The sequence below is a fragment of the Arenimonas sp. genome, from assembly GCF_041913985.1.
Lineage (GTDB): Bacteria > Pseudomonadota > Gammaproteobacteria > Xanthomonadales > Xanthomonadaceae > Arenimonas.
The window spans coordinates 26,230-48,391 of sequence record NZ_JAYSEG010000022.1 but is presented as its reverse complement, the minus strand read 5'-3'; the positions used below and the strand labels follow the sequence as shown (position 1 = coordinate 48,391).

At 71.0% G+C, this 22,162-nt stretch carries 29 protein-coding genes; 8 read left to right on the top strand and 21 right to left on the bottom strand.

From position 1 onward, the window contains the following. Positions 1 to 175: 175 nt before the first annotated feature. Positions 176 to 1,444, top strand: coding sequence for a S41 family peptidase (locus ACE3Q2_RS09140; protein ID WP_374473814.1), 1,269 nt, complete (start codon positions 176 to 178; stop codon positions 1,442 to 1,444). A 3-nt stretch (positions 1,445 to 1,447) separates the two neighbouring features. Here ACE3Q2_RS09140 and ACE3Q2_RS09135 read toward each other — a convergent pair whose 3' ends face one another. The 19 genes from ACE3Q2_RS09135 to ACE3Q2_RS09045 form a co-directional block, all read right to left on the bottom strand. Beyond that, positions 1,448 to 1,912 carry a DUF4262 domain-containing protein gene (locus ACE3Q2_RS09135; protein WP_374473813.1) on the bottom strand — a complete coding sequence of 155 codons (465 nt, stop codon included), beginning with the start codon at positions 1,910 to 1,912 and terminating at the stop codon, positions 1,448 to 1,450. 36 nt (positions 1,913 to 1,948) lie between these two features. Further along, on the bottom strand, positions 1,949 to 2,218 hold the full coding sequence (locus ACE3Q2_RS09130; protein ID WP_374473812.1) for a hypothetical protein: 270 nt from the start codon (positions 2,216 to 2,218) through the stop codon (positions 1,949 to 1,951). A 66-nt stretch (positions 2,219 to 2,284) separates the two neighbouring features. Continuing rightward, positions 2,285 to 2,707 (bottom strand): GFA family protein, encoded by a 423-nt coding sequence (locus ACE3Q2_RS09125; protein ID WP_374473811.1) that lies wholly within the window; start codon positions 2,705 to 2,707, stop codon positions 2,285 to 2,287. Between the two features lie 60 nt (positions 2,708 to 2,767). Continuing rightward, positions 2,768 to 3,610: an EamA family transporter gene (locus ACE3Q2_RS09120; RefSeq protein WP_374473810.1), complete on the bottom strand. Its 843-nt coding sequence runs from the start codon at positions 3,608 to 3,610 to the stop codon at positions 2,768 to 2,770. Then, positions 3,607 to 4,026, bottom strand: a complete 420-nt coding sequence (locus ACE3Q2_RS09115) for an MAPEG family protein (protein ID WP_374473809.1) — start codon at positions 4,024 to 4,026, stop codon at positions 3,607 to 3,609. The genes ACE3Q2_RS09120 and ACE3Q2_RS09115 overlap by 4 nt, the downstream gene beginning before the upstream one ends. 12 nt (positions 4,027 to 4,038) lie before the next feature. Then, positions 4,039 to 4,575: a flavin reductase family protein gene (locus ACE3Q2_RS09110; RefSeq protein WP_374473808.1), complete on the bottom strand. Its 537-nt coding sequence runs from the start codon at positions 4,573 to 4,575 to the stop codon at positions 4,039 to 4,041. A 25-nt stretch (positions 4,576 to 4,600) separates the two neighbouring features. Continuing rightward, positions 4,601 to 5,860 carry a serine hydrolase domain-containing protein gene (locus ACE3Q2_RS09105; protein WP_374473807.1) on the bottom strand — a complete coding sequence of 420 codons (1,260 nt, stop codon included), beginning with the start codon at positions 5,858 to 5,860 and terminating at the stop codon, positions 4,601 to 4,603. A 26-nt stretch (positions 5,861 to 5,886) separates the two neighbouring features. Beyond that, positions 5,887 to 6,246: a DUF6404 family protein gene (locus ACE3Q2_RS09100; RefSeq protein WP_374473806.1), complete on the bottom strand. Its 360-nt coding sequence runs from the start codon at positions 6,244 to 6,246 to the stop codon at positions 5,887 to 5,889. 31 nt (positions 6,247 to 6,277) lie between these two features. Then, positions 6,278 to 6,589 (bottom strand): hypothetical protein, encoded by a 312-nt coding sequence (locus ACE3Q2_RS09095; protein WP_374473805.1) that lies wholly within the window; start codon positions 6,587 to 6,589, stop codon positions 6,278 to 6,280. A gap of 9 nt (positions 6,590 to 6,598) precedes the next feature. Beyond that, positions 6,599 to 6,868, bottom strand: coding sequence for a hypothetical protein (locus ACE3Q2_RS09090; protein WP_374473804.1), 270 nt, complete (start codon positions 6,866 to 6,868; stop codon positions 6,599 to 6,601). 31 nt (positions 6,869 to 6,899) lie between these two features. After that, positions 6,900 to 7,238, bottom strand: a complete 339-nt coding sequence (locus ACE3Q2_RS09085) for a hypothetical protein (protein ID WP_374473803.1) — start codon at positions 7,236 to 7,238, stop codon at positions 6,900 to 6,902. Positions 7,239 to 7,269: 31 nt separating this feature from the next. Next, positions 7,270 to 7,461: a hypothetical protein gene (locus ACE3Q2_RS09080; RefSeq protein WP_374473802.1), complete on the bottom strand. Its 192-nt coding sequence runs from the start codon at positions 7,459 to 7,461 to the stop codon at positions 7,270 to 7,272. 60 nt (positions 7,462 to 7,521) lie between these two features. Further along, complete coding sequence (locus tag ACE3Q2_RS09075; protein WP_374473801.1) at positions 7,522 to 7,908, bottom strand: hypothetical protein; 387 nt, start codon at positions 7,906 to 7,908, stop codon at positions 7,522 to 7,524. Then, positions 7,908 to 8,087, bottom strand: coding sequence for a hypothetical protein (locus ACE3Q2_RS09070; RefSeq protein ID WP_374473800.1), 180 nt, complete (start codon positions 8,085 to 8,087; stop codon positions 7,908 to 7,910). Before ACE3Q2_RS09070 ends, ACE3Q2_RS09075 begins: the two co-directional genes overlap by 1 nt. Before the next feature lie 109 nt (positions 8,088 to 8,196). After that, entirely contained in the window at positions 8,197 to 9,996 is a 1,800-nt protein-coding gene (locus ACE3Q2_RS09065; RefSeq protein ID WP_374473799.1) for a tetratricopeptide repeat protein, read from the bottom strand. 5 nt (positions 9,997 to 10,001) lie between these two features. Beyond that, the gene (locus ACE3Q2_RS09060) at positions 10,002 to 10,325 is read right to left on the bottom strand and encodes a DUF1820 family protein (RefSeq protein WP_043801019.1); all 324 of its coding nucleotides are present in this window, start codon (positions 10,323 to 10,325) and stop codon (positions 10,002 to 10,004) included. 23 nt (positions 10,326 to 10,348) lie between these two features. Next, the gene (locus ACE3Q2_RS09055; protein WP_374473798.1) at positions 10,349 to 11,026 is read right to left on the bottom strand and encodes a rhomboid family intramembrane serine protease; all 678 of its coding nucleotides are present in this window, start codon (positions 11,024 to 11,026) and stop codon (positions 10,349 to 10,351) included. 10 nt (positions 11,027 to 11,036) lie between these two features. After that, positions 11,037 to 11,669 carry a general secretion pathway protein GspB gene (locus ACE3Q2_RS09050; RefSeq protein ID WP_374473797.1) on the bottom strand — a complete coding sequence of 211 codons (633 nt, stop codon included), beginning with the start codon at positions 11,667 to 11,669 and terminating at the stop codon, positions 11,037 to 11,039. Further along, positions 11,669 to 13,279: an AAA family ATPase gene (locus ACE3Q2_RS09045; RefSeq protein ID WP_374473796.1), complete on the bottom strand. Its 1,611-nt coding sequence runs from the start codon at positions 13,277 to 13,279 to the stop codon at positions 11,669 to 11,671. The genes ACE3Q2_RS09050 and ACE3Q2_RS09045 overlap by 1 nt, the downstream gene beginning before the upstream one ends. A gap of 202 nt (positions 13,280 to 13,481) precedes the next feature. On the opposite strand from ACE3Q2_RS09045, the gene ACE3Q2_RS09040 reads away from it, so the two are divergent. Continuing rightward, the gene (locus ACE3Q2_RS09040; protein ID WP_374473795.1) at positions 13,482 to 13,763 is read left to right on the top strand and encodes a hypothetical protein; all 282 of its coding nucleotides are present in this window, start codon (positions 13,482 to 13,484) and stop codon (positions 13,761 to 13,763) included. Positions 13,764 to 13,826: 63 nt separating this feature from the next. Here ACE3Q2_RS09040 and putA read toward each other — a convergent pair whose 3' ends face one another. After that, entirely contained in the window at positions 13,827 to 16,982 is a 3,156-nt protein-coding gene (putA, locus tag ACE3Q2_RS09035) for a bifunctional proline dehydrogenase/L-glutamate gamma-semialdehyde dehydrogenase PutA (protein ID WP_374473794.1), read from the bottom strand. Between the two features lie 183 nt (positions 16,983 to 17,165). On the opposite strand from putA, the gene ACE3Q2_RS09030 reads away from it, so the two are divergent. From ACE3Q2_RS09030 to ACE3Q2_RS09005, 6 genes are read left to right on the top strand one after another with little or no spacing between them, the layout of a single operon-like run. Further along, positions 17,166 to 17,672: a DUF2244 domain-containing protein gene (locus ACE3Q2_RS09030; RefSeq protein ID WP_374473793.1), complete on the top strand. Its 507-nt coding sequence runs from the start codon at positions 17,166 to 17,168 to the stop codon at positions 17,670 to 17,672. A gap of 15 nt (positions 17,673 to 17,687) precedes the next feature. After that, entirely contained in the window at positions 17,688 to 18,563 is an 876-nt protein-coding gene (coxB, locus tag ACE3Q2_RS09025) for a cytochrome c oxidase subunit II (protein ID WP_374473792.1), read from the top strand. A 26-nt stretch (positions 18,564 to 18,589) separates the two neighbouring features. Beyond that, positions 18,590 to 20,221 (top strand): cytochrome c oxidase subunit I, encoded by a 1,632-nt coding sequence (gene ctaD, locus ACE3Q2_RS09020; RefSeq protein WP_374473791.1) that lies wholly within the window; start codon positions 18,590 to 18,592, stop codon positions 20,219 to 20,221. A gap of 40 nt (positions 20,222 to 20,261) precedes the next feature. After that, entirely contained in the window at positions 20,262 to 20,390 is a 129-nt protein-coding gene (locus ACE3Q2_RS09015; protein ID WP_374473790.1) for a hypothetical protein, read from the top strand. Beyond that, positions 20,387 to 20,968 (top strand): cytochrome c oxidase assembly protein, encoded by a 582-nt coding sequence (locus tag ACE3Q2_RS09010; protein WP_374473789.1) that lies wholly within the window; start codon positions 20,387 to 20,389, stop codon positions 20,966 to 20,968. Before ACE3Q2_RS09015 ends, ACE3Q2_RS09010 begins: the two co-directional genes overlap by 4 nt. 32 nt (positions 20,969 to 21,000) lie before the next feature. Beyond that, positions 21,001 to 21,876: a cytochrome c oxidase subunit 3 gene (locus ACE3Q2_RS09005; protein ID WP_374473788.1), complete on the top strand. Its 876-nt coding sequence runs from the start codon at positions 21,001 to 21,003 to the stop codon at positions 21,874 to 21,876. Between the two features lie 61 nt (positions 21,877 to 21,937). On the opposite strand, the gene ACE3Q2_RS09000 is transcribed toward ACE3Q2_RS09005, so the two are convergent. Then, positions 21,938 to 22,156: a twin transmembrane helix small protein gene (locus ACE3Q2_RS09000; RefSeq protein WP_374473787.1), complete on the bottom strand. Its 219-nt coding sequence runs from the start codon at positions 22,154 to 22,156 to the stop codon at positions 21,938 to 21,940. Between the last annotated feature and the right edge of the window lie 6 nt (positions 22,157 to 22,162).

Sequence of the window (22,162 nt, the reverse complement as noted above, 5' to 3'; positions counted from 1 at the left end):
CGGGCACGATCAGCAACCATGTGATGGTGCGGCCGGGGTTGAACTGAGATCCGGCCAGGAGCGGTCGCGGCTGAAGCCGCTCCTACGGAGGCACCCAGGAAGGGGCCCGCGGAAGCGGGCCCTTTTCTTTGCCGGAGGGGGCTGCAAGTCGGCAGGGGAAGCGCATAATCAGGCGATGCGCCACGCCCTCCTGCTTTCGACCCTGCTGCTTCCGGCCTTCGCCCAGGCCCAGGCGCCGGTGGACGCCGCCGACCCGGTGGTGGCCGAAACGCCGCCCACGGAAATCCCGCTCACCGAAATCCGCCGCTACGTGGCCGTGTACAACGCGGTCAAGGACGCCTACGTCGAGCCGGTGGACGACCAGACGCTGATGAAGGCCGCGCTGCGCGGCCTGCTGTCCGACCTCGACCCGCACAGCGCCTACCTCGACAAGGAAGAAGCCGAGGCCCTGCTCGACGACACCGAAGGCGCCTACGTGGGCATCGGCGTGGAAACCGAGCGTCGCCCCGACGACACCCTGCTGGTGGTGGCGCCCATCGACGGCACCCCGGCGCAGCGCGCCGGCCTGCGCGCCGGCGACGTGATCGTCGCCATCGACGGCGAACCGCTGCTCTCGAACCCCAACCCGCACACCGCGCTGCGCGGCAAGGCCGGCGAGCCGGTCACCATCACGCTCACGCGCACGGGCGAACCGGCCCCGCGCGACCTGGTGATCGTGCGCGAAACCATCCGCGTCAGCTCGGTCGAAACGCGCCTGCTCGAGCCGGGCTTCGGCTACCTGCGCATCAGCACCTTCCAGTCCGACACCGGCCCGCAGGTGCGGCGCCAGCTGGCCCAGCTCACCGGCCGCGGCGCCACGCCGCTGCGCGGCCTGGTGCTGGACCTGCGCTCGAACCCCGGCGGCCTGCTCAGCGCCGCGGTGGAAGCCGCCGACGCGCTGCTCGAGGAGGGCGTCATCGTCAGCACGCGCGGCCGCCTGGAATATTCCAATGCCAGCTTCCACGCCAAGCCCGGCGACCTGCTGGATGGCGCACCGGTCATCGTGCTGGTGGACGCCGGCACCGCCAGCGCCGCCGAAGTGCTGGCCGGCGCGCTGCGCGACCACCATCGCGCCACGATCATGGGCAGCCGCACCTACGGCAAGGGCTCGGTGCAGTCGGTGGTGCCGCTGGACAACGGCGACTCGATCAAGCTCACCACGGCGCGCTATTACACGCCCAGCGGCAAGTCCATCCAGGCCCGTGGCATCCGCCCCGACATCGTGCTGCGCGGCGAAGCGGCGCGCGGCATGCGCGAGCAGGAGCTTGCCGGCCACCTGCGCGGCGAGAACGAGGAAATCACCGGCGGCCCGGGCGAAGTGATCGAAGGCGACGCCGCCATCGGCCGCGCGCTCGACGCGCTCAAGGCCGGCAAGGCCACCGCGCGGGCGCGCCGCCGGCTCTGAACCTCAGTCGCCGTAGGCGGGCTGCTCGAGCAGCGGCTGCCAGCGCCTGAGCCAGTCGTTGGCCATCTCGCTCCAGGGCCAGATGCCTTCGTTGGTGGGGTACACCAGCTGCACCATCGGGAACGGGCGGCCGTCGTGCAGCCACAGGTTCCAGCCGAAGTGTTCGCGCAGCTGCGATTCATGCACCGGGCGCAGCACGCAGTCCATGCCCTTGATGAAACCCTGCAGCACCTGCCCGGATTCGAAGCGTTCGCCTTCGCGCACGCGCTTGTTGTAGTGGTGCAGCAGCCGGTGCGACTTGTCGGCCGGCAGGCCGAACACGCACACGTCGGGCGAATCCGAGGTGCGGCTGATGCCGATCGAATAGGCGTAGGGCGGCAGGTCGCCTTCGGCCAGCACCTGGATCACGTGGCAGCCGTACTTGCGGATGTCCGCCAGCACCCGCTCCTGGTCCGCGTTCAACGCCATGCCTCGGTCCTGCGAAATCGATGGGCCGACAGGGTATCAGCTACCGTGCGAGAGGCGCCGCCAGGTCCAGCGCGCGGCCAGCAGGGGCAGCACCAGCACCAGGCCCCAGCCCACCCACAGCACCAGCGGTTCGAACCGCCCCGGCAGCAGCCCACCGTGCGGCCCCGCGAGCAGCAGCACCGCCAGGAGCGACGCCACCGCCACCAGCCCCAGCGACGCCAGCCACGCCACGAACACCAGCAGGGCGCGCGCGGCGTGGCCCTTGGCCGAAGGCTTGAGCGGGGGGGTGGGATGCTGTGGTGTCATGTGCCGGGGGGTGTGACCTGCCTGTCGGGGTTCACGCAGTGGCGGGGCGAATCAGGCCGCGCCCGCTCAGCGGGCCGGCGGCGGCGCGGTGGGCTGGCCCGGCACGCCCGGCACGCTGGCCAGCGTGTCCAGCCAGGGCATGGCCGAATGGGTCCAGATCTGCAGCGTCGGCGGCAGTTCGGCGCGCTCGCGCACGCAGCCCAGGCGGATCATCGCCAGCGTGGCGTTTTCCGGCTGCGTGGCCCACAGGTGCGTGCCGCATTCCGGGCAGAACACCATGGCGCGGCGGTTGCCGCTGTCGGCGGTCTTGAGGTACGCCTTCGTGCGGCCCTCGAGCTTCACGCTGTCCATGGCCGCGGGCGAAGACACGCGGAACGGGGCGCCCGACATCACCTGGCAGTCGCTGCAGTGGCAGGCGATGACGCGCTGCGGGTCGATCTCGGCGGTGAAGCGGACCGCGCCGCAGTGGCAGGCGCCGTGGACGAGCATGGGGAAATCCTTTTCGTGGACGGGGAAGCCCCATGGTGCAGCAGTCGCCGCCCGGCTGTCTTAGCCGCGCCTGACCACCAGGGCGATGCCGCCCAGGATGGCAATCGCGGCCAACGCCAGCCGCAGCGTGGGCGCTTCGCCCAGGAAGGCCACGCCCGCCAGCGCCACCAGCAGTGGCACCGCCAGCTGCAGGCTGGCCGCGGTGCTGGCGCGCAGCAAAGGCAGCGCCGTGTACCAGAGCGCGTAACCCAGCCCCGAGGCCAGCGCGCCCGACGCCAGGGCATAGGCGACGCCGGCCGCGTCCAGCCGGGCCTGGCCGATCATCAGCAGGCTGAACGCGGCGGCGAAGGGCAGCGTGCGCAGGAAGTTGCCCGCGCTCACCCGCACCGGGTCGCCGGCGCCGCGGCCGCGCAGGGAATACACGCCCCAGGCCACGCCCGCCGCCAGCATGAGCAACGCTGGCAACAGCGGCGGCGCCGACAGCCCGGGCAGAAGCAGGCCCGCCAGCCCGGCCAGCGCCAGCGCCAGGCCCAGCCACTGCCACGCCGCCAGGCGTTCGCCGGCCCACAGCCCGCGCCCCACCATGGTCACCTGCACCGCGCCGAACAGCAGCAGCGCGCCGGCGCCGGCCTGCAGGTCCACGTAGGCCAGCGAAAACGCCGCGGCGTAAAGGAACAGCGCCAATGCCGAACCCCAGCTGCCGCGCCCGGCCTGGCCGCGGCGCCAGCCGGCCGCCAGCGCCCATAGCACCCCCGCGCCCGAGGCCAGGCGCAGGCCGGTGAAACTGGCCGCGTCCATGCCGCCCTCGCGCAGCGCCAGGCGCGCCAGCAGGCTGTTGCCGGCGAAGGCCAGCAGGGCCAGCGCCACCAGCGCGGCCAGGCGCCAGCCGGTGCGTGGGTTCATCCGGCCAGGCCGGCGCGCAGCAGGGCCACGCACCACCAGGCCGCGATGCCCATCTGCACCGCGAAGAACGTGAAGCGCACGTTGATCGCCATCGCCGACACCGACACCAGGTGCACCGACGACTGCGCCACGCGCGCGGCCAGCAGCCAGGGCGCCAGCGGGTCGGTCACGGCGGCCAGGTCGAGCACCAGCGCCAGCAGCATCAGCGCGCCGAAGATCGGGAAACCTTCCAGGCAGTTCGCATGCGCGCGCAGCAGGCGCTGGCCGAAGGGCGAGGCGTCGCTGCCGTCGGGGCGGAAGCTGTCGGAGCGGCGCAGGCCGCCAAGCACCAGTGCGCTGCGCTGCGTTTCCATCACCAGCAGCAGGAGCAGGGTCCAGCCAATGTAGCCGAGCAGGGCGAAGGCGGTGGCGGTCATGGCGGCTCCGGGTTATTTCATGCGCGAGGGAAGGGTGGTTTCGTCGCCGGCGCGCATGAAGCGACCGTGGCCGCGGTGGTGCAGGGTGCGCGGCGCCTTCACCGCCGGGTCCACCCAGGCCTGCGTCACTTCCAGCACGAACCAGTTGTATTTGTTCACGCCGCGGGTGTCGACGACGCGGCATTCGAGGTTGGCGAAACACTCGTGCACCAGCGGCACGGCCACGGTGCGCGCGGGTTTGGGCGTCAGGCCGAAGCGGGCGAACTTGTCCATCTTCGCGCCGGTGGTGTTGCCGCAGCCCACCACCTGCGCCGCGAGCTCGTCGGTGGGGATGTTGATGACGCACTCGCGCGCCTTGCGCAGCAGCGAAAACGAATGGTTGCCCTGGCTCACCACGCATCCCAGCAGCGGCGGCTCGAAGTCGAGCATGGAATGCCAGGACATGGCCATCAGGTTGCGTTCGCCGCGCCAGGCCGTGCCCAGCAGCACCACGGGGCCCGGTTCCAGCAGGGTGTAGACCTTGCCCAGCGGCAGCGTGCGTTTGGCCATGCGGGCATCCTACACAGGCCGCCCGCTAGACGTCGTGCGAGAGCAGGTCGAGGCCGGTGGCGGCGCGCACCACGCGCTGGTACACGAAGCCGCCGCTGCCGCCGTTGGTGAGCACCACGATGCCGCGGCGGCGCCGGGCGTCGCCCACCACGAAGTTCTTGAAGATGCCGCCGTTGCTGCCGGCGTGGCAGAACACCGGGCCGGCGGGCGTGCTTTCCAGGTTCCAGCCCAGGCCCTTTTCCGTCCAGCGGCCGGGTACCCGGATCTGCGGCGTGAGCATGGCCTGGCGCGTGGCTTCGGCCACCTCCCAGTCGGCGCGCGGCTGGCGCTGCACCATCCGGGCCAGGAAACGCGCGTAGTCCTGCACGGTGCAGCGCAGGCTGGCGGCCGCGTTGGCCAGCAGGTCGCCGGGCACGGTCACCAGGCCGGGCCTGGCCCGCTTCATCACTTCGGGCAGCGCGCGCTCGGCGTCTTCGTATTTCCAGGCGGAAAGTGGCTTGCCCCAGTGTTCGGCCACGGGCAGCGCCGCGTTCCACTGTTCGCGGAACATCTGCGGCGGCAGGCCTTCGCCGGGCTCGTCGTGGGCGCGGTGGCCGAACACCGAGCGCGCGGCGAGGTCGGCGTTCCAGGTGTAGCTGCTGTCGCGCATGCCGGCCGGGCCGAACAGCCGGGCCTGCATGGCCTCGTCGAGGCTCTGGCCGGTGAGTTTTTCCAGCACCAGCTGCAGCCACACGAAAGCTTCGCCGGAATAGTCGATGCGGGTGCCGGGCTCGGCCAGCGGCACGAGCTTTTCAGTCGCTGGCGCGGCGCGCCAGTTCGGCAGGCCGGTGGAATGGCGCAGCACGTCGCGGGCGGTGATGCGCGCAAGCCAGGGATGTTCACCGAGATAGACGGGGCGGTGGTAGTCCACCAGGGGGTGGTCGAGGTCGATCACGCCCTGGTCGGCCAGTTGCATCACCAGGTAGGCGAACACCGGCTTGCTGAGCGAGGCAGTTTCGAACACGGTGCGCGCGTCGAGCGGTGCGGCGGTTTCCACGTTGCCCACGCCGAACACGCGGCTCCAGGCCAGCGCGCTGTCTTCCACCACCGCGATGCCCACGCCGGGCACGGCGAAGGCCTGCATCAGGCGCGGCAGTTCGGCCAGGAAATCGTCGCCCGGGATCCACGGGCCGTCAGGCCGGCAAGGTGCGGCGAACGCGCGCTGCCAGGGCAGGGCGCCGGCCACGCACAGCGCCGCGGTGGCGGCGAGGAAGCGGCGTCGTCCGGGGAAGGGCGGGTGCGCCACGTTGCGAGGGCCCCCGCCGGCGAGGCTCAGGGCTGCCCGCGGTAGTCCGACCACGACGCCAGGCCGTGCCGGCGCGCGATGCCGCGGTAAATGGCCGCCAGCACCAGGCCGAACAGCAGGCCGGCCACGCCCGCGACCACCATCACTTCCAGCGGCGACTGCAGGCCCGGCATGAACGGCAGCAGCCAGTGCGCCAGCCCGAACAGCACCGCGAACACCACGCCCGCGCTGGCGGCCAGCACCGGAAAGGAAAGGAACATGGGCGGCGGGATTTCCGCGCCCAGCCACCAGAGCAGGCGCCAGGCGGGCGGCGCGGCGGTGTACGGCGACACGCCGACGGCGGCCATGTGCTTGTGCAGGTGGGCGACTTTCTCGGCGTGCTTCATGCCTCCATCCTACACAAGCCGGCCCGCCGGTCTAGCCCGCGCGGCGCGCGCGCAGCAGTGCCGCGATGCCCACTGACAGCACCCACGCCAGCCCCAGCCACAGCGCCGCCGTGAGCACCCAGCCCAGCGGCGTGGGCGCGCACCAGCCCCAGCCGCACAGGCCGTCGTGTTCCAGCACGCCGGGCAGGCCGGCCTTGTGCATCAGCAGCACCGAAAAATACGGCACCACCACCAGCGCCAGCGCCACGGCGCCGAGCGTTTCCTCGAACAGCGTGCCCAGCGCCAGCAGCAAGGAGTAGCTGCCCACGATAATGGCGAAGACCTTCCAAGGACGCGGCGGCATGCGCATGCCTCAGCCCGGACTGCGTGCGCGCCGCGGCGGCAGCAGCACGGCGGCCAGCAGGCCGGCCGGCAGGCCCACGAGCAGCGGATGGATGCCTTCGCCGAGATAGGACGCGGCGAACCCCGTGGCGAAGTAGCTGGCCGACAGGGCGATGACGGCGGTACGCAGCCGCTCCCAAACCCAGGCATGGCGCGCGCGCCTCGCCTGTTGCGCGGCGGCTTCCGCGGCGGCCTTGGCCATCACGGCGTCGGCTTCCTTCCTGGCCTGTTCAAGGTCCATCCGTTCCTCCACGGGGCGCTGGGTTCGTGGACTATCGGCGCCGGTGCTGCACCAGGCAAGCGAGGCCGAACACCCATTCCAGCGCCGCGCCGGCGAGGGCGACGTAATGGGCCTTGGCCCCGAGCACGGCCAGCAGGCACAGCGGATTGCCCTTCGTGTGCGCACCGCGCGCGCCCAGGAGCTTGCAGATCAGCAAGCCCACCGGGTGGATCAGCATGCCGCCGACCAGCAGCGCCCAGATGGCGTGGCCAGGCGTGGCGAAAAAGGCATACCCCGCCGCCACCGACCAGGCCAAGGCCGAGGCCAGGATGCCGGCCGCGCCGCCGTAGTAACCCTCGCGCATGTCCGCCTGCGCTTGGGGGACCGTCATTTCCATCCGTGATTCCTTTCGATGGCCCAATTCACTTCGGGTCGTCGCCGTCGGAACCATCGCGCGACGTGGCCTGGTTGAAGCCCGTGATGAGCACCACCACGCCAAGGATGACGCCGGCATACACGAAGCCCGCGTTTTCCGTGTACTTGCCGACGAGGAACATCACGCCGGCGGCGACCGCCAGCGCGACGGTGCTCGAGCGGATACGGGATAGATCCATGGTCCTGCCCTCCGATGTGCCTGTTCCCACCGTGGGAACGCGCGATGCGGCGCGCCTCGGTCAACGCCGACGGAATTGGCCGGCAGCGCAGCCCGCCAGGGCCCAGCCCAGCGATGCCAGCGCCGCCACGATAACCACCACGCTGCCCACCAGCCAAACCGTGCCGCGCGCGCCTGAAAGATTGAGGGCCAGGTTGCCGGCCAGCAGCGCCGACGCCGGCAGCCAAACCAGCGAGGCGGCCAGCGAGACGCTGGCGAACCGACGCCGGGCCGAACCAGGCGGGGTCAGCACCCACGCCGCGCCGGAAAGTGCGCCCAGGGCCGTGGCCATCAGCAGGTTGCCCAGCGGCAGGCCGCCTGGCAGCAGGTACTCGGCCAAACCCGAACCCGAGGCGAGCGCACCGATGGAAAGCCCGGCCAGGACCAGCAGCGGCAGCGCAAGGCGCATCATGCCCGCGGCGGCAGCGGTTCCATGACCACGATGAGCAAGGTGGCGATGGGCCCCAGCAGCAGCGACAGCAGCCACCAGTTCAGCCCGCTGCGCCCCTTGCCCTGCGCCAGCCCGGCATTGATCAGCGACAGCGTGCCCCACCCCACGGCGAACTCGCTGGAATTTGCCACGGACATCGGATTCCCCTCTTCAACCGGACCAGGCGCCAAACGCCGCGAACCCGCGGTAACGCCTGAATGCCCCATGGAGTGGCGTGGCGTCAATCTCGCGGTGCAACCCGATGGATCAAGCGCCGGCCTTGAGGGTAAACGACGTGCGCGTGCCATCCAGCGCCTGGGCATGCATCGCCGCGTAAAGTCGCTCCAGATCCCGCGCGAACCGCTCCGGCTGGAACAGCCGCCCTTCGGCCAGGCTGGCCTGCAGTCGCGTGCGCAGCGTGTCGCGCGCCGCGGCGTCGTTGCCGAGCTGCGTGGCCATCGCCACCAGGCCCGCGCGGTCGCGGGCCACGGCCTCGGGCAGGCCGGCGGCGTGCAGCAGGCTGGCGGCCATGCGGCTCACGAAGTTCTCGCCGGGCCAGGTGAGTACCGGCACGCCCATGCGCAGTGCGTCGCTGGCGGTGGTGCCGGAGTTGTAGGGGTGGGTGTCGAGCGCCAGGTCGGCCAGGGCCAGGCGCGAGAGGTGGGCTTCGCGCGGCAGCGGCGGGGCGAACACCAGGCGCTCGGGCGCCACGCCGCGGCGGGCGGTTTCGGCGCGCAGGTTGTCGGCCGTGGCGGGGTCTTTCGGCGCCACCAGCCACAGCACGCTGCCGGGCACGCCGCGCAGCACCGCGCACCAGTCGTCCCAGAGTGGCGCGTTGAACTTGTAGGCCTGGTTGAAGCTGCAGAACACCACGCCGTCTTCCGGCAGCCCGGCCGCGGCGCGCGTGGGCGGCGCCGGCAGTGGCACCAGCCGGCCGTTGGGCTGGAAGCAGCCGGGCATTCGCGCCACGGCTTCGCTGAAGCCGCTTTCCAGCGCCGGCGGCAGCACGAAGTCGTCGGCAATCACGTAGTCGGCCAGGCGCGGTTCGCCCAGCGTGCCGATGTAGCCTATCCACTGCGCGATCACCGGCGCCGGCCGCCAGGCGTTGATGCCCACGCGGCCGTGGCCGGTGTAGCCGGTCAGGTCCACCAGTACGTCGATGCCGTCGTCGCGGATGCGCTGCGCGGCGGCGCGGTCGTCGAGCGCGTCGATGTCGCGGAACACGTCCACGCCGCGTTCGATGGCGGCGCGCCATGGGTCGCCCGACGCCGGCGCGCGGTAGGCGTAGGCGAACACCTGCACGCGCGAACGGTCGTGCGCGGCGATCACTTCGCTCACCAGGAACGACACCGCGTGGTTGCAGAAATCGGCCGACAGGTAGCCCACGCGCAGCGGCCCGTCGGTGGCGCGCGCGGCGGGCGCCAGCGGCGGCGCGGCCAGCGCGGCGCCCCACTGCGAACGGGCGAACTTGCGCGCGGCCTCGCGCTGCGCGGCGGCGTCGGCCTCGGGCAGCGACAGCAGCAGCCCCGGCGAAAAATCGCTGCGCGGCGCGCGCGCGAACGTGGCCAGCAGGTTCTCCGCGTTGAGCACCGGGTCCGGCGCCCAGTCGGCCAGGTGCCGGCGCAGGTACAGGCCGTCGCCCAGGCTCTTGAGGTCGTCGGGGTCGAGCTTCACGGCGCGCCGGTAGCAGTCCAGCGCTTCCTTCGTGCGGCCCTGCGCTTCCTTCAGGCCGCCCAGCTTCTGCCAGGCCAGCGCCAGCCGCGGTTCGCGGTTAATGGCCTGCGTGTAGGCCGCGAGCGCCTGTGCGTCTTCGCCCAGCTTCTGGTGCGCGAAGCCCAGGTTCACCCACAGGCCGGCGCTGCCGCCGCCGGCCACGGCGCGCTGGAAGCAGGTTCGGGCGCCGGCGAAGTCGCGGGCCGTCTGGGCCAGGATGCCGGCCAGGTTCCAGCCGGCGGCGTGGCGCGGGTCGGCGGCGAAGAGCAGGTCGAGCAGGCGCCGGGCCTCGTCGCGCCGGCCGGCGTTGAAGGCCGCGGCGGCCTGGGCATACAGCTCGGCCGGCGTGGCCATGGAATTCAGCGCGGCTTGGCGGGCAGCGGGAAGGGCGTGACCACCTTCTCGCCGGTGCCGGCGTCGCGGATGCTCAGCTGGCCCTTGCGGTCCACTTCCTCCACGCGCACCACGCTCTGCATCGGCAGGTGCAGCACGCGGGTGTCGGCGAATTCGTCGCGCAGGCGTTCTTCGGTCGGGTCCACCACCACGCCTTCCTTGGCGTCGAACACCAGGTCGGCCACTTCGGTGAAGCCCCACAGCGAGCTGGCGGTGACGCGCCGCGCGTACAGCTCGTAGATCTTGCCGGCGTTGAGGAACGTAACCTTGTAGAGGATGCGCTGGTTCATGGCGGCCGATTATATTCCCGGCCTCACTGGCCGCGCGAACGCCGCGCCAGCATGGGCTTGAGCGCCAGCGCGTACACCAGGCCCACCAGGAAACCGGCCAGGTGCGCCCACCAGGCCACGGCGCCGAAGCTGGGGCCGACGAAGGTGAAGATGAGCTGCAGCGTGGCCCACAGGCCGATCAGCAGCGCCGCCGGCACCTTGATGAATTCCAGCCACAGGCCCAGCGGCACCACCACGCCCAGGCGCGCATTCGGGAACAGCGCCAGGTAGGCGCCGATGACCGCCGACACGCCGCCGCTGGCGCCGATGATGGCGCGCGCCGGCGTGCCCATCAGCAGCGCGGCGGCCAGGTTCGCCAGCGCGCCGCCGGCCAGGAACAGCAGCAGGTAGCGCCAGGGCCCCATGATGCGTTCCGAGGGCAGGCCGAAGATCAGCAGGAACAGCAGGTTGCCCACCAGGTGCACCGGCCCGGCGTGGATGAACAGCGCGCTGAGCAGGGTGAGCAGGCGCTCGTCGCGCAGCGCCGCGCGCCATTCGGTGACGCTGCCCGAGAGCGTGCCCCAGCGCAGCAGCGTGGCGCGCCAGGCGGCGTCGTCGGGCAGCAGCGCGATCCAGATGAAGGCGGCCACCATCAGCGCCGCCAGCAGCGGCGTGGCCCAGCGCCACTGGGCCTTGCGTCGGGTGGGCATGCTCACGAACACGGCGCGTGCCTCAGGGCCGTGGCAGCAGCAGGCGGCGGCCGTTGGCCGACAGCACCACGCCGTCGCGGCGGATTTCCTCGATCACCACGCCGGCGGCGGGCGAGGCGCCTTCGCCCTGGCGGCGGCCGTCGAGGATGACGAAACGCTGCGCGGGTTCGTCGGCGAACACGTGCATGCTGAGCTTGAGCGGCGGCAGCGTGGCGCGTTCGGCGGCGGGCAGGTCGGCCAGGCGCGGGAGCAGGGGTTCGACGGGGAGCGCGGTGGCTTCCGCCGGCACGGGAGCGGGCGGCGCTTCCGGCTCGGGCGGCAGCAACTGCGGCGGCGGAACCAGCGCCTCCTGATTCGCAGGCACGGGCCGGGCCGGCAACGCTGCGGTCGTGGTCGGCAGTTCCGGCGGGGGCATCGCGGTGTCCGCCGGCGGCGCATCCACCGGCACGGCGGCCACCGTGGGCCCGTTCGTCTGCGGCCTCAGGAACCAGCCCGCAACGATGCCCGCGGCCAGCAGCGCCGGCAGCACGAAGATCCACGCGGGCCGGCGCCGCCTGCGCGAGGGCAGCGCCACCTGTTCGACGAACAGCCCCGGCGCGCGCCCGCGCTGGCGTTCGGCTTCCGATTTGCGCAGTGCGTCGAGGATGACCGACATCAGTCCAGCACCCGGCGCAGGCGCGGGCCCTCGTTTTCGCGCGCGGAAAGCGCCAGCAGGGTTTCGGGGCCCACCACGCCGTCGGCGGCCAGGCCGTGCGCGGCCTGCAGGCGGCGCACCGCCGCGACGCTGTCGGCGTCGAGTACCGCCGGGCCTTCCTCGGGCGAGGCCAGGCCGGCGCGGTCGCGCAGGCGGTCGTGGATCCAGTCCACCGCCGGGCCGCTGTCGCCGGGCCCCGGCGCGGGCAGCAGGAAGGTGGGGCCGCGCCACAGGGCGGCGTATTCGCCATTCCAGCTGCGCTCGAAGGCCAGGCGGTCGGTGTCGAAGCGGCCGCCGCCCAGCCACAGGCGCACGCGCAGCGCGTCGGCGCCCAGCAGCACGGCCCAGGTTTCGTTGCCTTCGACGCGCAGGCGCAGCAGGGCGGGGCGGCCCAGCGCGGCCAGTTTGTCGAGCCCGGCGCGGCCACGCAGGCAGTACAGGCCCGGCGCCAGCGTGGGCGCGCAGGCCTGGGCGCGGTCGAGCGTGGTCTCGTGCGCGCGCACCGTCCACAGGCCCAGCAGCTGGCCCCAGGCCGGCTGCGGCGACGGCCCGGCCAGCGCGATACGCGCGGGCAGTTCTTCGCCCGGCAGGTAGGGCACGGCCGGCGCGGCGTCGGCTTTCACCGTGCGCGCTGAAGCGGTGTCGGGCGCAGGCGCCGGCGGCGGCGCGCGGTCGCGCAGGGCCAGCGCGAGCGCCAGCACGGCCAGCACGCCGGCCACGCCCCAGGCCAGGTCCGGCTTCGGCAGGCGCGCCAGCCGCGGCGCCAGTGCTTCGCGCGCGGCCTGGTCGACCCAGCGTTCGCCGATCTGCACTTCGTCATGCGCGTAGCCGGCCAGCAACGCGCGTTCGGCGATGATGTTCACCAGCCGCGGCACGCCGCCGGAATGGTGCTGGATGCGCCTGATGGCGAGCTTGGTGAACGGGAAGCGGGTGCCGCCGGCCACGGCGTAGCGGTGGCGCAGGTAGGCCTCGGTTTCGGCGGCGTCGAGCGGCGTGAGGTGGAAGCGCGCGGTGACGCGCTGGGCCAGCTGGCGCAGGTCTTCGCGCGCCAGCAGGTCGCGCAGCTCGGGCTGGCCCAGCAGCAGGATCTGCAGCAGCTTCTGGGTGGGCGTTTCCAGGTTGGTGAGCAGGCGCACCTGCTCCAGCGCGTCGGCGCCCAGGTTCTGCGCCTCGTCGATGATCAGCACCACGCGCAGGCCCTGCGCGTACGCATCGAGCAGGTAGTGGTTGAGCGCGTCCACCAGCGCCTTCAGGCTGCCCTGGCGGCCGGCGACGTCGATGCGCAGTTCTTCGCAGATCGTTTCCAGCAGCTCCACCGGGCTGACGCGCGGGTTGAGCACCAGCGCCACGCGCACGTTCTCGGGCAGTTGCTCGAGCAGCAGGCGGCAGAGCGTGGTCTTGCCGGTGCCCACTTCGCCAGTGAGCTGCACGAAGCCGCCGCCGCCGCCCTGGCCGATGCCGAACAGCAGGTGCGCGAGCGCGTCCCGGTGCCGCTCGCTCAGGTACACGAAGCGCGGGTCCGGGGTGATCGAGAACGGCGGCTCGTTCAGGCCGTAGTGCTCGAGGTACATGCGCGGCTCGGCGGGAAGGGGCCGTCAGGATGCCACGACGGGGCGGCGCGCAGGAATCGGGTTTTCCACGGCGGCGGCGGGCGGGCTTCCACGCCGCGCCGCGGCCGGCGGCTGACGGCCGCGCCGGGACAACGCCGATTCGGCGCGGGCCGCGCGCGGCGGATCGTGTCCCTGCGCCCTGTCGGCGCGCAAGGAGACGACGATGAGGAATACGACGAAGCTGTGGCTGGCGGCGCTGCTGCTGGCCATGGGTGGCGCGGCGGCGGCCTACCCCCCGAGGCCCGACCTGGAGCGGCCGCCCTGGATGCCCAGCGAGCAGGAGCTGATCGACGAGCAGTGCGCCATGCGCGAAACCGAGCGCCGGAACAGCTGCCTGAACTTCTGCTACCGCGAAGGCATGTTCGGCGCCTACAAGGCCGGCGTGTGCGGGGTGGGCGGCGCCTGCACCTGTACTTATTACGCCAGCCAGGACCTTCTGCGCTGAAAACGAAACGGGCAGCCGCCGCGAGGCGCGCTGCCCGTTCGTTCCCGGCCGCGGGGGCGGGCCTCAGTCGTCGAGCGTGAGCAGCGAGGCGTTGCCGCCGGCCGCGGTGGTGTTCACGGTGACGGTGCGCTCGGAGGCGAAGCGCAGCAGGTAGTGCGGGCCGCCGGCCTTGGGGCCGGTGCCGCTCAGGCCTTCGCCGCCGAAGGGCTGCACGCCCACCACGGCGCCGATCTGGTTGCGGTTGACGTAGCAGTTGCCCACCTTCACGGTGCGGGCGATCTTCTCCACCGTGGCGTCGATGCGCGAGTGGATGCCCAGGGTCAGGCCGTAGCCGGTGGCGTTGATGTCGGCCAGCACCTGGTCGAGCTGGTCGGCCGGGTAGCGGATGACGTGCAGCACCGGGCCGAACACCTCGCGGGTGAGCTGCGAGAGCGACTTCAGCTCGTAGGCGCGCGGGGCGAAGAAGCAGCCGTGCGCGGCGGCTTCCGGCAGCTTCACTTCCTTGATGAGGGTGGCTTCCCTGTCCATGCGCGCGGCGTGGTCGGCGAGGATCTTGCGGGCGTCCTCGTCGATCACCGGGCCCACGTCGGTGGACAGCAGGCCCGGGTCGCCCACCACCAGCTCGTCCATGGCGCCGGCGAGCATGTGCACCACCTTGTCGGCGATGTCCTGCTGCACGAACAGCACGCGCGCCGCCGAGCAGCGCTGGCCGGCCGAGTCGAAGGCCGAGGTCATGGCGTCCTTCACCAGCTGCTCGGGCAGGGCGGAGGAGTCGGCGATCAGCGCGTTCTGGCCGCCGGTTTCGGCGATCAGCGCGGCGATGGGCGCGTTGCGCGCGGCCAGGGCGCGGTTGATGGCCCAGGCGGTCTCGGTGGAACCGGTGAAGCACACGCCGGCCACGCGCGGGTCGCGGGTGAGGGCGGCGCCCACGGTGGCGCCGTCGCCCGGCACGAACTGCAGCACGTCCTTGGGCACGCCGGCCTCGTGCAGCAGCTGGGTGGCGACGAAGGCGGTGAGCGTGGTCTGCTCGGCCGGCTTGGCGATGACGCTGTTGCCCGAGGCCAGCGCCGCGGCCACCTGGCCCAGGTAGATGGCCAGCGGGAAGTTCCAGGGGCTGATGCACACGAACACGCCGCGGCCGTGCAGCCACAGCTCGTTCGATTCACCGGTGGGGCCCGGCAGCTTTTCCGGGGCGCCGAACAGCTTGCGCGCCTGCATGGCGTAGTAGCGCAGGAAGTCCACCGCCTCGCGCACCTCGGCCACCGAGGCCGAGAGCGACTTGCCGGCTTCCTTCACGCACAGCGCCATGAACTCGGGCATGCGCTTTTCCAGCTGGTCGGCGGCGTGCTCGAGGATGAGCGCGCGGCTGGCGGCCGGCATGCGGTCCCAGCCTTCCTGCGCGGCCACGGCATTGGCCAGCGCGCGCTCGACGGTGGCGGCGTCGGCGCCGGTCCATTCGCCCACGCGTTCGCGGCGGTCGGCGGGGTTGGTCACGGCCACCGGCGTGCCGGCGGCGCTGGCGCCCGGCACCAGCGGCGTGGCCGAAACCGGCTTGAGCGCGGCGTTGATGTCGCGCGCGAGGGTGGCGAGGGTGTCGTCGTTGGCGAGGTTGGCGCCCATGGAATTGTTCCTGTCTTCGCCGGCGGCCCGGTAGAGGTCGCGCGGCTGGGGGATGCGGGTATGCGGCTTGCTGGCGTAGGCGGACACCACCGACACCGGGTCGGCGACCAGCTCGGCCGCCGGCAGCGATTCGTCGGTGATGCGGTTGACGAAGCTGGAGTTGGCGCCGTTCTCGAGCAGGCGGCGCACCAGGTAGGGCAGCAGGTCTTCGTGCGAACCCACCGGCGCGTACACGCGGCAGGGCACGCCCAGGCGGTCGGCCGGGATCACCTCGGCGTACAGGTCGTCGCCCATGCCGTGCAGCTTCTGGTACTCGAAGCGCTGGCCCTTGGCGAAGTGGTGGATGGCCGCGATGGTCTGGGCGTTGTGGGTGGCGAACATCGGGTAGATGGCGTCGCTGGCGGCCAGCATGCGGCGGGCGCAGGCCAGGTAGCTCACGTCGGTGTTGGCCTTGCGGGTGAACACCGGGTAGCCGGCGTAGCCTTCGGCCTGCGCCTTCTTGACCTCGCTGTCCCAGTAGGCGCCCTTCACCAGGCGCATGGGCATGCGGCGGCCGGCCTTGCGGGCGGCGTCGGCCAGGTAGTCGATGACGAAGGGCGCGCGCTTCTGGTAGGCCTGCACGGCCAGGCCGTAGCCCTCCCAGCCGTCGAGCGAGGGGTCGGCGAAGGCGCCGACGATCACGTCCAGGCTCAGTTCGAGGCGCTCGGATTCCTCGGCGTCGATGGTGAAGCCGATGCCCTTGGCCTTGGCCAGCCGCGCCAGTTCCAGCACGCGCGGGGTCAGTTCGGCCTGCACGCGGGCGCGCTTGGCCAGCTCGTAGCGCGGGTGCAGGGCCGAGAGCTTCACCGAGATCGAAGGCGCGGCCAGCACATCGGGGTAAGGGCCGCCGGCGCCGATGGCCTCGATGGCGTCGCGGTAGGCGCGGAAATAGCGGTCGGCATCGGCCTGGGTGAAGGCCGCCTCGCCCAACATGTCGAACGAATACAGGTACTTGGCCTGCTCGCCCTTGCGGCTGCGCTCCAGCGCCTCGGCGATGGTGCGGCCCATGACGAACTGGTGGCCCATGATGCGCATGGCCTGGCGCACGGCCAGGCGGATGGCCGGCTCGCCGGCCCGGCCCACCAGGCGGCGGAAGGCGCCGATGGCGTTGCGGCGGGTTTCCTCGGCCAGGTTCACCATGCGGCCGGTGAGCATCAGGCCCCAGGTGGAGGCGTTCACCAGCACCGAGCTGGACTGGCCCATGTGGCGGTCCCAGTCGGCGTCGCCGAGCTTGTCGCGGATGAGCTTGTCGGCGGTGGCGCGGTCGGGGATGCGCAGCAGGGCCTCGGCCACGCACATCAGCAGCACGCCTTCCTCGCTGGACAGGTCGTACTGGCGCATGAAGGCCTCGACCATGCCCGGGTCGGCGGCGCGGATGCGGGTGCGGCCCACCAGTGCCACGGCGGTGGCCTGGACCTTGGCCTGTTCGTCGGCCGGCAGGCGGGCCTGGTCCAGCAGTTCGGCCAGGTGCTGGGCCTCGTCGCGGTGGAAGGCAGCGGTCACCCGGGCGCGCAGTTCCGACGGCGCACTGGGCAGTTCAGGGCTGAGGATCGGCTTCACGGGGGTCCACGAGGGTCGGCGCGGGGCGCGCGAGAACGCGGATTCTAAGCCCCGGGCGGGGGGCGCGGAAGCCGCCTCCCTTCACGTTCCCGGCATTCCCCGGGGGAGTATCGGCTTGCCCCCCCCTCGCGGGGGTCGCTAGAATCTCGCAGTTCTCCCGTAACCGGGTCGCGGAGCGTCCGCGTGATCGAACTCGTCGTTTCGGCGCCGCCTGGCCCCGGAGCCCAATTGGTGCTCCGGCCAAGGCGCGCCCTGACGGCCAGGCAGTTCACGCGGCTGTTCCTGGCCCTGTCGCTGGCCGCCTTCGGGGTGGCCGGGGTCGCCTGGAGCCAGGGCAATGTCCTGGCCCCGGCCTTCGCGGTGCTGGACGCGGTTTTCATTGCGTTCGTGCTGCGATGGGTGTGGCGCCAGGGCGAGCGTTTCGAGGTGATCGCGCTCGACGAGCGCCACCTCGAGGTACGCCGCTCGGCCCAGGCCCAGCCCGCCTTCGAGGCGCATCCCTACTGGGTGCGCGTCCGGGTGGACGGCGGCGAGGGAAGGGAACGGGTGCTGCTGGGCTCGCAAGGCCGGCAGGTCGAAGTCGGGGCCTTCCTCTCCTGCGAGGAACGCCGCGACCTCGCGGCCCGCTTGAAGACACTGCTGGCGTCGGCCTCGGGCCGGGGCCGGGACCAAGACCACACGTTGGGGTAAGTTCGGATGAAAGCGATGAATGCAAGCGCCATTGCCGCCAGGGTCGCCGCCGGCCTCGCGGCCGCCACGGCCAGCGCCACGGCCTGGGCCGACAGTGAGCCGGTCCGCTGGCAGCTGAACATGCCCGAGGGCGTCACCCGCACCGCGGAGAACGCCTACAACATGCACATGCTGATGCTGTGGATCTGCGTGGTGATCGGCGTGGTGGTGTTCGGCGCGATGGCCGTCGCCATGGTCAAGTTCCGCAAGTCCAAGGGCGCCAAGCCGGACGTGGACTTCACCCATAGCACCAAGCTCGAGATCATCTGGACGGTGATCCCCATCGTCATCCTGGTCGTGATGGCCGTGCCGGCCACCACCAAGGTGATCGAGCAGTACGACGCCAAGGGCCACGAGATGACGGTGAAGGTCACCGGCTACCAGTGGATGTGGCGCTACGAGATCGTCGGCGAGGACGTGAACTTCATCTCCCGCCTCGACCGCGAGTCCGACCGCATCCGCCAGAGCGGCGAGCGCCCGGACGCCGAGCAGGCCCCGCACTACCTGCGCAACGTCGACAACGTGCTGGTGCTGCCCACCGACACCAAGATCCGCTTCGTCATCACCGCCGACGACGTCATCCACGCCTGGTGGGTGCCGGCGCTGGGCTGGAAGCAGGACGCCATCCCGGGCCTGATCAACGAAGCCTGGACGGAAATCAAGCAGCCGGGCACCTACCGCGGCGTCTGCGCCGAACTGTGCGGCAAGGACCACGGCTTCATGCCGATCGTGGTCAAGGCCGTCCCGCGCGCCGAGTACGAAGCCTGGCTGACCGCCCAGAAGGCCGGTGACCTGGCCGAGGCCGCCCGCATCGCCGCCACCGCCCCCGCCGCCGCGGGCGGCGAGGGCTGAGAAGAACCCGAGAGAGGCACAAGACCATGGCACACACTGACGCTGCCCACGCCGACCACCACGGCGAGCACAAGCAGAGCTTCTTCCAGCGCTGGTTCTACTCCACCAACCACAAGGACATCGGTACCCTGTACCTGGTGTTCTCGCTGGTGATGTTCTTCGTCGGCGGCTCGATGGCGCTGGTGATCCGCGCCGAGTTGTTCCAGCCCGGCCTGCAGCTGGTCGAGCCGGAATTCTTCAACCAGATGACCACCATGCACGCGCTGGTGATGATCTTCGGCGCCGTCATGCCCGCGTTCGTGGGCCTGGCCAACTGGATGATCCCGCTGATGATCGGCGCGCCGGACATGGCGCTGCCGCGCATGAACAACTGGTCGTTCTGGATCATGCCCTTCGCCTTCACCCTGCTGCTGATGCCGCTGGTGCTCCAGCTGGTGTTCGGCATCGGCGGCGGCGGCCCGGCCGGCGGCTGGACGCTCTACCCGCCGCTGTCGCTGCAGGGCGGCAACAGCACGGCCTTCACCATCTTCGCCATCCACCTGATGGGCATCAGCTCGATCATGGGCGCGATCAACATCATCGCCACCGTGCTCAACATGCGCGCCCCGGGCGTGGACCTGCTGAAGATGCCGGTGTTCGTGTGGACCTGGCTGATCACCGCGTTCCTGCTGATCGCCGTGATGCCGGTGCTGGCGGGCGCGGTCACCATGCTGCTTACCGACAAGTTCTTCGGCACCAGCTTCTTCAACGCCGCCGGCGGCGGCGACCCGGTGATGTACCAGCACATCTTCTGGTTCTTCGGCCACCCGGAGGTCTACATCATGATCCTCCCGGCCTTCGGCATCGTGTCGGAGATCATCCCGACCTTCGCCCGCAAGCCGCTGTTCGGCTACCAGGCCATGGTGTACGCCACCGCCGCGATCGCCTTCCTGTCGTTCATCGTGTGGGCCCACCACATGTTCACGGTCGGCATGCCGCTGGGCGGCGAGCTGTACTTCATGTACGCCACCATGCTCATCTCGATCCCGACCGGCGTGAAGGTCTTCAACTGGGTCACCACCATGTGGCGCGGCTCGATGACCTTCGAGACCCCGATGCTGTTCGCCCTGGGCTTCGTGGTGATGTTCACCATCGGCGGCTTCTCGGGCCTGATGCTGGCCATCGTCCCGGCCGACTTCCAGTACCACGACACCTACTTCGTGGTGGCGCACTTCCACTACGTGCTGGTGACTGGCGCCGTGTTCGGCATCATGGCCGGCGTGTACTACTGGCTGCCGAAGTGGACCGGCCACATGTACAACGAGACGCTGGGCAAGTGGCACTTCTGGCTGTCCACCATCTTCGTGAACCTGCTGTTCTTCCCGCAGCACTTCCTGGGCCTGGCGGGCATGCAGCGCCGCGTGCCGGACTACAACGTCGCCTTCGCCGACTTCAACATGTGGTCCACCATCGGCGGCTTCGGCTTCGGCCTGAGCCAGCTGCTGTTCGCCTACATCGTCTGGAAGACCGCCCGCGGCGGCGCCAAGGCCGAAGCCCGTTCCTGGGAAGGCGCCAAGGGCCTGGAGTGGACCGTGCCGTCGCCGGCGCCGCACCACACCTTCACCCTGCCGCCGGTCATCAAGGACGGCGACCTGGCCCACGGCGACGTGACCCACTAAGCCAAGGAAGCGGCGCCCCGCGCGGGCGCCGCACCCCGCCATGACCCAGCCCGACGCCAACAAGACCGAAGCCTCCCGCCGCCGTGGCATCCGCCGCACGGCCTGGGCCGTGGGCCTGGTAGCCGTGGGCGTGTACCTGGCCTTCATGCTGGCGGCGATGATCCCGTGAAGCCGAGCTCCTTCAAGACCTTCCGCACGATCGCGCTGGTTTCGGCCGCATCCTTCGTGTTCGCCTTCTCGCTGGTGCCGCTGTACCGCATCGCCTGCGAGAAGGTGTTCGGCATCAAGCTCGAACAGGGCCCGGCCGGCGAAGCGCAGGTGGCCGGCATGGCGGTGGACGAGGCGCGCACCGTGCTGGTGGAGTTCGACGGCACCGTGAACTCGAAGCTGCCCTGGGAGTTCAAGCCCACCCAGCTGTCCATGCAGGTGCACCCGGGCAAGCTCTACGAAATGAACTACGTGGCGCGCAACGTTTCCGACCATGCCATCGTCGGCAACGCGGCGCCGTCGGTGGCGCCGTCAACGGCTTCCACCTTCTTCAACAAGACCGAGTGCTTCTGCTTCACCGAGCAGTTGCTCGCGGCGGGCGAGGAGCGCCTGATGCCGGTGCGCTTCATCGTGGACCCGGCGCTGCCGGAAAACGTCACCACGCTCACGCTGTCCTACACTTTCTTCAGCAACGACACGGCCACGGCCAAGCTCGGCGAGGGCGCCCACGCGCCCGCCGCCGCCCGCACGGCACCGTGACCCAAGGCCTACCAGGAGTACCGGGGAACACCATGGCACAGACCCACGACGACCCGAATATCTATTACGTCCCGCACCACAGCCCGTGGCCGTTCATCGGTTCGATCACCCTGTTCACCACCATGGTGGGCGTGGCGAACTGGTTCAACGGCCATGCCTGGGGCCAGCCGGTGTTCTTCATCGGCCTGGTGGCCACGCTGTCGGTGCTGTTCGGCTGGTTCGGCAACGTCATCGCCGAGTCGCTGGCCGGCAAGTACAACGAGCGGGTCGACGCCTCGTTCCGCATGGGAATGATGTGGTTCATCTTCTCGGAAGTGATGTTCTTCGCGGCCTTCTTCGGCGCCCTGTTCTATGCCCGCCAGTTCGCGCTGCCGTGGCTGTCGGGCGAGGGCGACGGCGCCCTGACCAACCAGTTCCTGTGGCAGGGCTTCAGCGCCGGCTGGCCGACCAACGGCCCGGCCGAAGTGGGCGGCGCCTTCCAGACCATCCCGGCCTGGGGCCTGCCGCTGATCAACACCCTGATCCTGCTCACCTCGGGCGTGACCATCACCCTCGCCCACCACGCGCTCAAGGCCAACCAGCGCCGCGGCCTGCTGGTGTGGCTGGGCGCCACGGTGCTGCTGGGCATCATCTTCCTGGCGCTGCAGGCGGAGGAGTACATCCACGCCTACCACGAACTCAACCTGACGCTGGGTTCGGGCATCTACGGCTCCACCTTCTTCATGCTCACCGGCTTCCACGGCATGCACGTGATGCTGGGCACCATCATGCTGGCCATCATCTGGCTGCGCTGCATGAAGGGCCACTTCAGCAAGGACCACCACTTCGCGTTCGAGGCGGTGGCCTGGTACTGGCACTTCGTGGACGTGGTCTGGCTGGGCCTGTTCCTGTTCGTGTACGTGCTCTAAGCCGGCACGACACCACGACGCGGGGCCGGCCATCGCGCCGGCCCTTCGTTTTCTGGGGGGTTCAGCGGCCCACGCCGTGCGGCTGGATGAAGCCGGTGGCGATGCCGATCACCACCAGGATGATCAGGCCCACCGACAGGCCGATGCGCCAGCTCAGCGACTTCACCGTGCGGTTGGTGCGGCCCTTGTCCACCATCATGTAGTACAGCCCGGCGCCCAGGTTCCAGACGATCAGGCAGAGGAATGCGACGATGACCAGGGTTTTCAGCTCGCTGCTCATGGCTAG